Annotated in this window: 12 protein-coding genes; 4 read left to right on the top strand and 8 right to left on the bottom strand. The window is 64.1% G+C overall.

The window, feature by feature from the left end:
* Window positions 1-78: 78 nt before the first annotated feature.
* Window positions 79-1,461: an aspartate aminotransferase family protein gene (locus tag CAG18_RS22690; RefSeq protein WP_085721592.1), complete on the bottom strand. Its 1,383-nt coding sequence runs from the start codon at window positions 1,459-1,461 to the stop codon at window positions 79-81.
* A 42-nt stretch (window positions 1,462-1,503) separates the two neighbouring features.
* The gene (locus CAG18_RS22685; RefSeq protein WP_054571867.1) at window positions 1,504-2,346 is read right to left on the bottom strand and encodes a helix-turn-helix transcriptional regulator; all 843 of its coding nucleotides are present in this window, start codon (window positions 2,344-2,346) and stop codon (window positions 1,504-1,506) included.
* Between the two features lie 281 nt (window positions 2,347-2,627).
* Here CAG18_RS22685 and CAG18_RS22680 point away from each other — a divergent pair, with 281 nt between their 5' ends.
* Complete coding sequence (locus CAG18_RS22680) at window positions 2,628-4,007, top strand: APC family permease (RefSeq protein ID WP_054571868.1); 1,380 nt, start codon at window positions 2,628-2,630, stop codon at window positions 4,005-4,007.
* A gap of 159 nt (window positions 4,008-4,166) precedes the next feature.
* Window positions 4,167-5,540 carry an 8-oxoguanine deaminase gene (locus CAG18_RS22675; protein ID WP_085721591.1) on the top strand — a complete coding sequence of 458 codons (1,374 nt, stop codon included), beginning with the start codon at window positions 4,167-4,169 and terminating at the stop codon, window positions 5,538-5,540.
* 60 nt (window positions 5,541-5,600) lie between these two features.
* On the opposite strand, the gene CAG18_RS22670 is transcribed toward CAG18_RS22675, so the two are convergent.
* On the bottom strand, window positions 5,601-6,092 hold the full coding sequence (locus tag CAG18_RS22670) for a GNAT family N-acetyltransferase (protein ID WP_061302463.1): 492 nt from the start codon (window positions 6,090-6,092) through the stop codon (window positions 5,601-5,603).
* A 286-nt stretch (window positions 6,093-6,378) separates the two neighbouring features.
* Here CAG18_RS22670 and CAG18_RS22665 point away from each other — a divergent pair, with 286 nt between their 5' ends.
* Window positions 6,379-6,747: a hypothetical protein gene (locus tag CAG18_RS22665; RefSeq protein WP_015269978.1), complete on the top strand. Its 369-nt coding sequence runs from the start codon at window positions 6,379-6,381 to the stop codon at window positions 6,745-6,747.
* A gap of 160 nt (window positions 6,748-6,907) precedes the next feature.
* Here CAG18_RS22665 and CAG18_RS22660 read toward each other — a convergent pair whose 3' ends face one another.
* Window positions 6,908-7,066 (bottom strand): DUF2986 domain-containing protein, encoded by a 159-nt coding sequence (locus CAG18_RS22660; protein WP_085721590.1) that lies wholly within the window; start codon window positions 7,064-7,066, stop codon window positions 6,908-6,910.
* Between the two features lie 153 nt (window positions 7,067-7,219).
* Between CAG18_RS22660 and CAG18_RS22655 the strand changes: the two genes are divergently transcribed.
* Window positions 7,220-8,998: a phosphoethanolamine transferase CptA gene (locus CAG18_RS22655; RefSeq protein ID WP_085721589.1), complete on the top strand. Its 1,779-nt coding sequence runs from the start codon at window positions 7,220-7,222 to the stop codon at window positions 8,996-8,998.
* 62 nt (window positions 8,999-9,060) lie between these two features.
* On the opposite strand, the gene CAG18_RS22650 is transcribed toward CAG18_RS22655, so the two are convergent.
* The 4 genes from CAG18_RS22650 to CAG18_RS22635 are packed head-to-tail and all read right to left on the bottom strand — an operon-like array spanning window position 9,061 to window position 12,467.
* Window positions 9,061-9,594, bottom strand: coding sequence for a membrane integrity-associated transporter subunit PqiC (locus CAG18_RS22650; protein ID WP_054571871.1), 534 nt, complete (start codon window positions 9,592-9,594; stop codon window positions 9,061-9,063).
* Between the two features lie 11 nt (window positions 9,595-9,605).
* Window positions 9,606-11,246, bottom strand: a complete 1,641-nt coding sequence (locus tag CAG18_RS22645) for an intermembrane transport protein PqiB (RefSeq protein WP_085721588.1) — start codon at window positions 11,244-11,246, stop codon at window positions 9,606-9,608.
* Window positions 11,230-11,874 (bottom strand): paraquat-inducible protein A, encoded by a 645-nt coding sequence (locus CAG18_RS22640; protein ID WP_024086789.1) that lies wholly within the window; start codon window positions 11,872-11,874, stop codon window positions 11,230-11,232. The genes CAG18_RS22645 and CAG18_RS22640 overlap by 17 nt, the downstream gene beginning before the upstream one ends.
* A complete protein-coding gene (locus CAG18_RS22635) occupies window positions 11,871-12,467 on the bottom strand; it encodes a paraquat-inducible protein A (RefSeq protein ID WP_013972087.1) in 597 nt (198 codons plus the stop codon). Before CAG18_RS22635 ends, CAG18_RS22640 begins: the two co-directional genes overlap by 4 nt.
* Between the last annotated feature and the right edge of the window lie 24 nt (window positions 12,468-12,491).

Here is a 12,491-nt window from a genome sequence, read left to right as displayed (position 1 = left end):
GCGAACCAGGCGACACGGTGGATGGCACCGGCTTCGCCGGTGTTCGCGGGCTTGCCCGCTCCCACAGGGATCAGCGGTCTAGAGCTTGCCGACCAGGCGCGCCGTGCGGTCCACGGCAATGCGGGTCTTCTCTACCAGCTCATCCAGCTCGCTGTGGTTGGCGATCAGTGCCGGCGCCATGATCATCCGGCCCAGGGTGGAGCGAATGATCACCCCTTCCTCGAAACCGAAGGTGCGGCACTGCCATGCCAGGTCGTTCTCGTTGGCAAAGCGCTTGCGCGTCGGCTTGTGCTCGGCGAACTGCAGCGCCGCCACCAACCCGGCACCCTGAACCTGGCCGATCAACGGGTGGTCGGCGAACACCTCGCGCAGGATGCGTTGTAGGTACGGCCCGGTGTCTTCCTTCACCTGGCACACAATGCCTTCGTCACGCAGCGCCTTCAGGTTGGCGATGGCCACCGCCGCCGCCACCGGGTGGCCCGAATAGGTCAGGCCGTGGGCGAACACCCCGCCCCGCTCCACCAGCGCCTCGGCAATGCGCTTGCTCAGCACCAGGCCACCCATGGGCACGTAGCCGCTGGTCAGGCCCTTGGCGATGGACAGGGTGTCGGGCTCGAAGCCGAAGTACTCGTGGGCAAACCATTCACCAGTGCGGCCAAAGCCGCCGATCACTTCATCGGCGCACAGCAGCACGTCGTACTGGCGGCAGATGCGCTGGATCTCGGGCCAGTAGCTTTCCGGCGGGAAGATCATGCCGCCCGCGCCCTGGAACGGCTCGGCGATAAAGCCGGCGACGTTCTCGGCCCCCAGTTCGAGGATCTTCTCCTCCAGCTGCAGGGCGCAGCGGCGGCCGAACTCGGCCGGGGTCAGCTCGCCGCCCTCGGCGTACCAGTACGGTTCATCGATGTGCGCCACATCCGGGATCAACCCGCCCATTTCGTGCATGAACTTCATGCCACCCAGCGCCGTGGCCGCCAGGGTCGAGCCGTGGTAACCGTTCCAGCGGCCGATCATGATCTTCTTGTCCGGCTGGCCGACCACCTGCCAGTAGCGGCGCACGGTACGGATCAGCACCTCGTTGGCCTCGGAGCCGGAGTTGGTGTAGATCGCGTGGCTGTAGTGCCCTGGCAACAGGCTGAACAGCAGCTCGGACAGTTCGATCACCGCCGGGTGGGTGGTGTGGAAGAACATGTTGTAGTAGGCCAGCTGGTCCATCTGCGTGGCAGCTGCGGCTGTCAGGTCGCGGCGGCCGTAGCCGAGCTGGGTGCACCACAGGCCGGACATGCCGTCCAGGTAGCGCTTGCCCTCGCTGTCCCACAGGTGCAGGCGTTCGCCACCGACGATCACTCGTGGCCCTTCGGCGTTCAGCGCCTTCTGGTCGAGGAAGGCATGGATGTGGTGCGCGGCATCGGCTGCCTGATAGTCACGGGTCTGGCGTTGCGGGGCGAAAGGCGCATTCATTGTTGGTTTTCCTTTGCGGTGGGGTTGCAGGGTGGCTTGCGCTCAGCGCAGCTTGCCCATGTAGCTTTCCAGCGGGTCCTTGCCCAGCACGCCCTGGGCATTGGCCAGCGCGTCGATGAACAGGGAGAACAGCTCGGACTGGGTGCCGATGTCGAGCTTGGCGTAGACGTTCTTGCGGTGTGACTTGATGGTGTCCTCCGATACCCCCAGGCGCTCGGCCAGCGACTTGGTCGAGTGGCCCCGCAGGATCAGCTGGGCGATGCGGCATTCACGCTCGGTCAGCAGCGAGCTGCCGAAGTTGTTCAGCGCCGCGTGGATGCGCTGCTCGAGGATGTTCTCGAAGCGCCCGGCGCGGCTGTCCAGCCCGGCGAAATGCTTGCTGAGCACCGCCAGCACCCAGGGCGTGATACGCGCGAACAACGCACGGGTTTGCCCATCGAGCTTGTCGGTGAACGCCAGCGATACTGCCAGGCTCTGCCCGGGCGCGACCTGCAGGATGTAGTTGAGCTCATCCTCCAGGTGCGAGTGCCGGTAGAACGACTGGTAGTACTCGCTGACCTCGAAATGGTCGGGCGCCACTTCGAACAGGCCGTAGCAACCGGACTCGACCTGCTCCACACAGGCGCCGTAGAACGGGTCGAGCAGATAGAAGCCGGACAGGTAGCGGCTGACATTGCCCTCGGGCTGCCAGGGCGCCTTGTCGTCCTGCTCGAACAGCGCGCAGGGCATGCCGTCGTGCGGGTACAGGTACACCGTGGTCGCCTGGATCGGTCGGATCACGCCAAACGCAGCAAACAGGGAGGCGGCAAAGCCCGGTCGGCCGATCGCCTCGGTGACCTTGGCCAGGTGCTCGAACCACTGTTGCGAAAGCAATTGATCAGTCACTGTGGGCCTGCCGTCTCAAGTAAAGGCACCGCCGCCAGTGCGGTGCGTCGTTGGCCAGATACTCCCATGGCACTGCAAACACCGAAATCACCCTTTGGGGTGAGCAGGCAAAGCCCCCTGCCGGCTCACCCCAAAGGGTGATTCCGGGTGCCGGCGGGGTGTGGGAGCATCAACCCGCCCCAGCGCTGCGAGCCACCCGCTCGACCTCCTTGCACAACACCCACCGGTATCGAGCCCGCTCGCATACCGCGGCGTCCTGCATCCCTTTCCAGGAGTTAGCAATGCATACAACAACAAGTACAGCCCATAGCCCTGCACATAGCCCGTCGCAACCCACCGCCAGCAACGGCCGTTTCCGCAAGTCCATGGGGCTGCCCGCCCTGGTGCTGTTCGGCCTGGCCTACATGGTCCCCCTTGCAGTATTCACCACCTACGGGCTGGTCACCCAGATGACCAAGGGGCACCTGCCCATCGCCTACCTGCTGACCCTCGCCGCCATGCTGCTGACCGCCTACAGCTATGGCCGCATGGTCCAGGCCCACCCCTACTCCGGCTCGGTCTACACCTACACCCGCAAGGCCTTCGGCAGCCACATCGGTTTCATCACCGGCTGGACCCTGCTGCTCGACTACATCTTCCTGCCGCTGCTCAGCTACCTGCTGATCGGCATTTACATGTCGGAGTACTTCCCGGCCATCCACGCCTGGGTGTGGGTGGCGGGCTCCATTGCCCTGGTCACCTTCCTCAACCTGATCGGCATCGAGTCGATCACCCGGGTGAACTGGATCCTGGTGGTGGTGCAACTGGTGTTCATCATCGTGTTCGTCGCCCTGTCCATCCACAACCTCAGCGGGCAGGCGCAGCCGGTGTCGCTGCTGGCACCGTTCCACCACGAAGGCTTCAGCGTGCCGTTGATCATGACCGGCGCCGCCGTGCTGTGCCTGTCGTTCCTGGGCTTCGATGCGGTCTCGACCATGGCCGAGGAAACCAGCAACCCCACCTACCGCATCCCCGTGGCGATCCTCGCCGTGTCGCTGATCGGCGGCATGTTGTTCCTGGTGGTGTCGTACTGCGCACAGATGGTGTTCCCTGACTGGGGCAGCTTCGCCGACCCGGACTCGGCGTCGGTGGACGTGATGCGCCGGGTTGGCGGCGAGCTGCTGGTGACCGCCTTCACCGCCACCTACGTGGCCGGCTGCTTCGCCTCGGCCATGGTGTCCCAGGCCAGCGTGTCGCGGGTGCTGTTCGCCATGGGCCGCGACGGTGCGTTGCCCCGCGCGTTCGGCCAGTTGGTGACGAAAAAGCGCGTACCGGCCACGGCCATCCTGCTGGTCAGCCTGCTGTCGCTGATTGCCTTGGTGATCACCCTCGACACGGTGGCAAACATGATCAGCTTTGGCGCGCTGTTCGCCTTTTCGGCGGTGAACCTGGCCGTGGTCAAGCACTACCTCATCGACCAGAAGCTGCGTGGTGGTCGCAACTACTTGCTGTATGGCGCCATTCCCGGCCTGGGCTTCCTCAGCACGTTGTGGCTGTGGAGCAGCCTTACCAGCCTGTCGTTCACCATCGGTTTGTGCTGGATGGGCATGGGCCTTGTGGTGCTGCTGGGGCTGACCCGCGCGTTCCGGGTGAAGCTGCCTGAGTTGCAGATGGCCGAGTGACCCCGCTGTCGAGCATTTGCGCGGTCCCACAGGGGGCCGCACATACAGAGGCCAGCACAGGACCATCAGCCCTGTATACAATCCGCAAAAACCTTGCTTACAATGCCCTGCGCCTATGACATCGGTAATCGCCGATGCGTATTGCGACAGACTCAAGCCATGTCATCTACAAATGCTCCAACAACGCTACTGGTCAAAAACGCCGAACTTCTGGTCACCATGGACGGCGAACGCCGCGAGATCAAGAACGGCGGAATGTTCATCGAAGGCAACCTGATCCGCCAGGTCGGCCCCAGCGATACCCTGCCACAGCATGCCGACGTGGTGCTGGACATGGGCGGCAAGGTGGTCATCCCGGGCCTGGTAAACACCCACCACCACATGTACCAGAGCCTCACCCGCGTGGTGCCGGCGGCCCAGGACGGCGAGCTGTTCAACTGGTTGACCAACCTCTACCCGATCTGGGCACGCCTGACACCCGAGATGATCGCGGTGTCGACCCAGACCGCCATGGCCGAACTGATCCTGTCCGGCTGCACCACCTCCAGCGACCACCTGTACATCTACCCCAACGGCTGCAAGCTCGACGACAGCATCCATGCCGCCGACGAGATCGGCATGCGCTTTCACGCCGCGCGCGGCAGCATGAGCGTGGGCCGCAGCCAGGGCGGACTGCCGCCTGATTCGGTGGTGGAAAAGGAAGCCGACATCCTCAAGGAATCCCAGCGCCTGATCGAGGACTATCACGACGCCAGCCACGGCTCGATGCGCCGCATCGTGGTGGCGCCCTGCTCGCCGTTCTCGGTCAGCCGCGACCTGATGCGCGAAGCAGCCGTGCTGGCGCGCCAGTACGGGGTGTCGTTGCACACCCACCTGGCCGAGAACGTCAACGACATCGCCTACAGCCGCGAGAAGTTCGGCATGACCCCCGCCGAATATGCCGAAGACCTCGGCTGGGTCGGCCACGACGTTTGGCACGCCCACTGCGTGCAACTCGACCAGCATGGCATCGAGCTGTTCGCCCGCACCGGCACGGGTGTCGCCCACTGCCCATGCTCGAACATGCGCCTGGCCTCGGGCATCGCGCCGGTGCGCAAGATGCGCGACCACGGGGTGCCGGTGGGCCTTGGGGTCGACGGTTCGGCATCCAACGACGGCGCCAGCATGATCGGTGAAGTGCGCCAGGCCTTGCTGCTGCAACGGGTTGGTTTCGGCCCCGACGCGATGACTGCGCGCGAGGCGCTGGAAATTGCAACGCTCGGCGGCGCCAAGGTGCTCAACCGCAATGACATTGGCGCACTGGCGCCAGGCATGGTGGCCGATTTCGTCGCCTTCGACCTTGGCCACGTGGCCTATGCCGGTGGCCACCACGACCCGTTGGCGGCGCTGGTGTTCTGCACCCCGACCCAGGTGCACACCAGTGTCATCAATGGCCGTGTGGTGGTGAAGGACGGCCAGCTGGCCACGGTCGACCTGCCACGGGTGCTGGAGCGCCACAACCAGTTGGCACGCCAGCTGGTCAGCGGCGAGTAAGCAACCATTCGGGGCCGCCTTGGCGGCCCATCGCCGGCAACGCTGCCGTGTCTTGCGAAGTCAGAGGACCATGAGCATCTCATGCCAGGCCATGCCGCCGTGGTCCGACGGCGACGGTTTCACGTACTGATAGCCCAGCTTCCGGTACAACGCCACATGCTGTTCCTTGCACATCAGGTGAATGGTCAGCTTGCCCGCCGCCTTCATGCGTGCGATGAATTCATCCATCAACTGCTTGGCGTAGCCTTTGCCCTGGTACGCCGGGTCAACCACCACCGACATGATCACCACGTTTGGCGCCGCCGGGTCGTGCCCGACCAACTCCTTGAATGCCTCATCGGACATCACCACTTCGTGGGCACAGCCGCTATTGATGAAACCGACGATCTCGCCCGCGTTTTCCAGCACCAGGAAGCCCTGCGGATACTGCGCGATGCGGGTGCGGATCTTCTCCAGTGTGGCCGCCTCGTCACCTTCGTAGGCACCGATTTCGATGGCGTAGCAGCGTTCGGCGTCGGCGGCTGTGGGGGTGCGAAACTGGGGGGCGCTCATGGCGGGTTTCCTTGGTAATGGTCAAAAACGGCCGCCATGGTAAATGAGCTCCGCTGCCACAGGTACAGCTTGTTTTGTGTCGCCATAGGCGCAAGGTGCCCTTTTTTGAAGCGCTGAAGTTCTACAAGTTGTTGCCGCTGCGAACTTTTTCCCGTTTACCGGTCTATGTGGGAGGCACAGAAAGGAAACGGAACGCTAGACTAGGTTCGCCCGACACCTGCTGGCCTGATGGCTCAATTGTTATCAGAGGTTGGCTTCGCTCATGAAAATACATGTCGCAAGGTTGATGCTGCTCGGCCTGTTCTCGTTCGCGGCGATGGGCACGGCATCGGCAACACAGATGAAGGCGCCCGCAGTGGCTGCCCCGGCGGTTCAATCACCGTTGCAGCCTGCCGGCAACCCCTGGTCCAGGGTGGCCAGTGTGGCCGATGAACAGCCAGCCACGTTGCTGGCCCACGATGACGACCGCTGGCATGACCACCGCAGCGACTGGCGCCGCGAACAGTGGCGCCGCGAGCAGGCCCGCCGTGATTGGGAGCGCCGGCGAGACTGGGAACGCCGACGCGACTGGGAACGGCGCCGCGACTGGGAGCACCGCCATGAGCGGGCCATGCACCACCGCTACAATGATGACCACCGCTACTATCGCCGCTGATCGTTGATCCGCAATTGGCGCGTTCGATGTGGGAGCGGCCTTGTGTCGCGAAAGGGCTGCGCAGCAGCCCCAGCATTGGTTGCTGTAATGCTGGAACCTGGGGCCGCTCTGCGGCCCTATCGCGACACAAGGCCGCTCCCACAGGGGCGCGTGACAGGCATCAGTTCTCCGTAACGCCTGGGGTATCCCCCGCCGCCTCGGCCTCCATCTTCAAACGGTCGGCCTTGCAAATGTACTTGGGCTTGCGCGGCGCCAGCTTGGCACTGGCCTTCTTGGCGTGCGCCTGCAGTAGCTGCTTGATCTTCTTGCGACGGTTCATTCTCACTCGACCTGTCAGTCCGGTTTGGCTGAATACATCATACCTTGCCTGGGCCAGCGTCTCGTTGACGTTATTTTCACGCTCGGCAGATTAGCGTCACGCCCTTTCCGGCCACGAGCACATCCGCTGGCCGCCAAGTACGACGAGGCATACGTGTCACACACTCCATCCCCCTCCTCGCCCAAGCGCGTGGATTGGGCCGGCCTGGGCTGGCTTTTGCTGTTCTTCTGGTACTTCTCGGGGGTGACCCAGACGTTGCTGCTGTTCAGCGGTACCACCGGGTTCGCCGGCTTTCGCGATGCATTCTTCCTCAGCAGCCTGTGGCTGGCACCGGTACTGCTGCTGCCGCGCTTCACCCGCGCCACGGCCGCAGGTATAGGCCTGGTGCTGTGGGCCGCTTCACTGGTGGGTCTGAGCTACTTCGGCATCTATCGCCAGGAGTTCTCGCAAAGCGTCATTTTCGTGATGTTCGAGTCCAACACTGCCGAGGCCGGTGAGTACTTCAGCCAGTACTTCAGCGCCTGGCTGGGCCTGGCATTGCTGTTTTACACGCTGGGGGCGGTGCTGCTGTGGAAGCGCGTACGCCCGGTCAGCCTGCCACTGCGCAGCCGCCTGCCGGTGGTCGCCTTGTTGCTGTTGGCCAACCTGGTGTACCCGTTCTACAAGCAGATGGTCACCCAGGAGCGCAGCTTCGCCGACGCGGCGGAGAAAGTGCAGCAACGCATGGAGCCCGCCGTGCCCTGGCAACTGCTGGTCGGCTACCGCCAGTACCGCCAGCAACTGGACAACATGCAAGAGCTGCTGGCCAAGAACGCCGCGCTGCCGCCCCTGCAGAACCTGCGTGACAGCAGTGGTGCAGCGCCACGCACGCTGGTGCTGGTGCTGGGCGAATCCACCACTCGCGAACACATGCACCTGTATGGCTACAACCGCGACACCACGCCCAACCTCGATGCGCTGGCCGCCAGCGACAAGGGCCTGACGGTGTTCCGCAACGTGGTGTCGCCACGCCCGTATACCATCGAAGTGATGCAGCAGATCCTCACTTTCGGCGACGAGCAGAACCCGGACCGTTTCCTCACCGACCCGTCGCTGATCAACCTGATGAAACAGGCCGGCTACAAGACCTTCTGGATCACCAACCAGCAGACCATGACCAAGCGCAACACCATGCTGACCACCTTCTCGCAGCAGTCGGACGCGCCGGTCTACCTGAACAACCAGCGCAACCAGAATGCCAGCCAATACGACGACGTGGTGCTGTCGCCGTTCGAGAAGGCCCTGCAGGACCCGGCGCCAAACAAGTTCATCATCGTGCACCTGCTGGGTACGCACATGGACTATCGCTACCGCTACCCGGACGACTACGCGCACTTCAACGACCGTCAGGGGGTGCCCGGCAAGCTGACGGACGACCAGGTGCAAACCTACAACTTCTACGACAACGCGGTGCGCTACAACGACTACGTGGTGTCTAGCCTGATCAAGCGTTACTCGGCCAGTTCCCCCAATGGTTTCCTGCTGTACCTGTCCGACCATGGCGAAGATGTGTACAGCTCTGGCAACCACGACCGCCTGGGGCGCAACGAAGGCGCGCCGACCCGGCCGATGTACACCATCCCGTTCTTGCTGTGGACTTCGCCAAGCTGGCAGGCCGAGCACCCGCGCGACTTGCAGGCGATGGCCGATCGCCCCTACAGCAGCTCGCACCTGATCCATACCCTGTCCGACCTGGCCGGGCTGAGCTACGACCGTTACGAGCCGGCCAAGAGCCTGGTGAGCCCGCAGTTTGTGGTGGCGCCGCGCTGGATCGGCGACCCGTACCGCAAGGATGGCCTGCGCGAATTCGACCAGTTGCCAATGGACAAAGCCGAGCGGGGACAGGAAATGGTCAGCAGTGGCAAGAAACAGAATGCTGGACGCCTGAACTGATTACCTTGTAGGAGCGGCCCTATCGCGACACAAGGCCGCTCCTACAACGGTCCGCGAGACGCTCAGGATGCAGAACAGCTGCCCTGACGGGCACTCCCCCGCACCGCCTCGGCCAGTTTGCGCAGGTTGGCCTGGTGGGCATTGACCAGGCTGGCGATGCTGCTGTCTGCGGGCGTCTGTAGCGAGGTACGGCAGGTCAGTTCGGCCTCCCCCGAGCGCGTCAGGCGCCATACCGCCTCCAGCGAGGCGTAGCGCCCCGGCACGGTATCAAAGCGCTGCACGTCCACGCGCAACAACACCTTGCCGCCACCCACCGGCCCGCCCAACTGGTCCTGCAAGGCGCTGCGAAACTCATCCACCAGGTTGGCACCCCACCACTCCGTCTCGAGGATGGCCAGGCCGCTCTGCCCTTGTCGCACCACCAACTGCGGGCGGTCCACCTGCGGCGGCACGACCACCCTCGCCACCTGGATGCGCTGGCCACCGTCGCGTACTGGCTCGCTCGGTACCAGCGTGTGATAGTTGTTCGGGGTACTGCTGCAGCCCAACAGCACTGCCAGCAGGCCGGCGCCACATACATTGCGCAGTCGAAGCATCGGCTGTCTCCTCAGGGTTCCAGCTCGGCGGCAGTGGCCGCTTTCGGCCGGCCGCGTATCAGTGATTCGGGGTGCCGCCCCAGGTAATCGGCAAGGTCACGCAGCGAACGCGACATGCGCTCCAGTTCGTCCAGGGTTTCCCCCATCCGCTCGCGCTGCGGCGAGTCCTCGGAAATGGCCGAATTGGCCGTGCTCAGGGTCTTGTGCACTTCGTCCAGTGCCACCTTCACCTCCGGCAGCGTCTGGCCATTGAACTGCTTGAGGCTGGCACGCAGCTCTCGCAGGCTGCCGTCCAGGTTGCTGGCGATGCTCTCCAGCGGCAGTTTGCTGATGCGCTCCACCACCCGCTGCAGCTGTTCCTGGAGCTGCTCCAGGCTGCCGGGCAATGTGGGGATGGTGATAGGGTCTGCGGTCTTGTCGAAGGCCACCTTGGGGGCATCCGGGTAGAAGTCCAGGGAGATGAACATCTGCCCGGTGATCAGGTTGCCGCTGCGCGCCTGGGCCCGCAGGCCGTGCTCGACGAAGGTGCCGATCAGCCGCCGCGCACCGTCCATGTCACCTTCGGAATGCTTGAACACAGACAGCATCTTGCGGTGTACCGGCCCCAGCCGCTGCGGGTAGATCACCGCTTTGACCACCACCGGGAAGGTCTGGCGGGTGGCATCATAGTCGAGCTGCACCGATGTGACTCGGCCAAACTCGACCCCCTTGAACTCCACTGGGGCGCCTACCGACAAGCCGCGCATGGCCTGGTCGAAGCGCAACTGCAGGTACTGGGCCTGGCCACTGGGCGGTGCCAGGGCGGTATCGCGGTCGGCAAACAGCTGGAAGTGCGCCTGGTCGGCAGCAGCCTCGGCTTGCGGGGCGAAGTCGGGCGAGCCAAAGGCCAACCCGCCCACCAGGATCGATGACAGTGATTCGGTATCGATCTTCAGGCCGTTGGCACCGATCTGCATGTCGACGCCACTGGCGTTCCAGAAGCGGGTATCGGCGGTGACGAAGCTGTCGTAAGGGGCCTGCACGAACACGCCGATCTCCACGCCCTTGCCATCGCCCTGCAGGGCAAAGGACACCACCTCGCCCACCGGGATCTTGCGGTAGTAGATCGACGAGCCAATATCCAGCGAGCCCAGGTCACTTGCGGTCAGGACAAAGCGCTTGCCCTTCTCGTCGTAGGTGATCGGCGGTGGCAGCTCCAGGCCGACAAAGGACTTTTCCGGCACTTTCGACTCGCCGGAATCCGCCCCGATGAAACTGCCCGACAGCAGCGTGTCCACGCCGGACACGCCGCCCACGCCAATGCGTGGCCGTACCACCCAGAAGCGCGCCCCCTGGGTGGCGAACGCACGGGCGTCGTTGGACAGCTGGACCTTGGCGACCACGCTCTTCTTGTCGTCGGCCAGGTCCACCGTGGTGACTTCGCCGATCACCACGCTGCGGTACTTGACCTGGGTCTTGTGCGCCACCAGCCCCTCCCCGGTGTGGAAGGAAATGGCGATGACCGGGCCCTGCTGCATCCAGTTGCGCACCACCAGCGAAGCGCCGATCAGGATCGCCAGTATCGGCACGATCCATACCAGCGACACGCTCCAGCGCCGGGTGCGCACTTCAACCTGCCCCGCGCCCTCGCGCTTGTCAGTCTGTTGCACCATCAATGCGGCCTCCCTCGTTGGTACGGCTATCCCAGATCAGGCGTGGATCGAAGCTCATCGCAGAAAACATGGTCAGTACCACCACCATGCCGAAAAACAGGATGCCCACCCGCGGCTCGATGGTGCCCAGCCCACGCAGTTGCACCAGCGCCGCCACCAGCGCCACCACCATCACATCGAGCATCGACCAGTAGCCGATAAGCTCGACGAAACGGTACAGCTGCGAGCGCTGCCGGCAGGCCCAGGTAGAACCGCGCTGGGCGGTGAACAGCAACAGGCCGAGCGAGAAGAACTTGATGGCCGGCACACCCACGCTGGCAATGAAGATGATCAGCGCGATGTCCCAGGCCCCTGCCTCCCAGAACTCCAGCACGCCGCCACCGATGGTGCTTTCGCTGCCACTGCCGAGCATTTCGGTGTGCATCACCGGCAGCAGGTTGGCGGGAATGTAGAAAACCAGCGCCGCCAGCAGAAACGCCCAGCCACGGCTGATTGCATTGGCCTTGCGCCGGTGGATGGCGGCACCACAGCGCTCGCAGGTGTGCTTGTCGCTGCCCAGTTCGCAGGCCTGACCGCAGCCATGGCACAGGCACAGGCCCAGGTCGTCGGCGTTGGCCGGGGTATTCATACCTGCTCCCAAAGGCCGCGGATGTCCTTGCCGGCGATATGGATGATCAGCATGCTCAGCGCTGCCAGCGCCAGCAGGCCGATGCCAGGTATCACGTCGAGAAACCCCGCCAGCTTGATCACCGCCACCATCGCCCCCAGCAGGCACACCTCCAGCATGCTCCAAGGCCGCAGGCCCTCCAGGCTGCGCATGCACAGGGCAAAACCGGGGGCGCGCTGGCCGGCCAGGGCGAAACCCAACACCCAGCACAAGAGGGTAATCTGCAGCACCGGCGCAAAGATGATCGACAGGGCCATGACCAGGGCGATGAAGGTGATGCTGCCGTGGCTGAGGATCTGTACCGAGTCCCATAATGTCGCGGAATGGGTGAGCCCTTGCATGCCGATGGTCATCACCGGGTAGGCGTTGGCGAACACCAGCAGGATGCCACCCGTCACACTCAGGGCCAGGCGTTGCTGCACCGTCAGCGAGGTATGCCGGTACAGTACGCCGCCACAGCGCTGGCAAACGGCGCGCTGGTGCTTGAGCAGCGGCGCACGGTGGTACACCGTGTCACAGTACTCACAGATGATCAGTTGCTGGCTCTGGCTCATGGGGTTTCCACAGGTAGCCCGGAT

The sequence above is a fragment of the Pseudomonas sp. B22(2017) genome, from assembly GCF_002113105.1.
GTDB lineage: Bacteria > Pseudomonadota > Gammaproteobacteria > Pseudomonadales > Pseudomonadaceae > Aquipseudomonas > Aquipseudomonas asiatica.
Note: the sequence above shows the minus strand (reverse complement) of the source record. Positions and strands in the feature narration are given on the sequence as shown.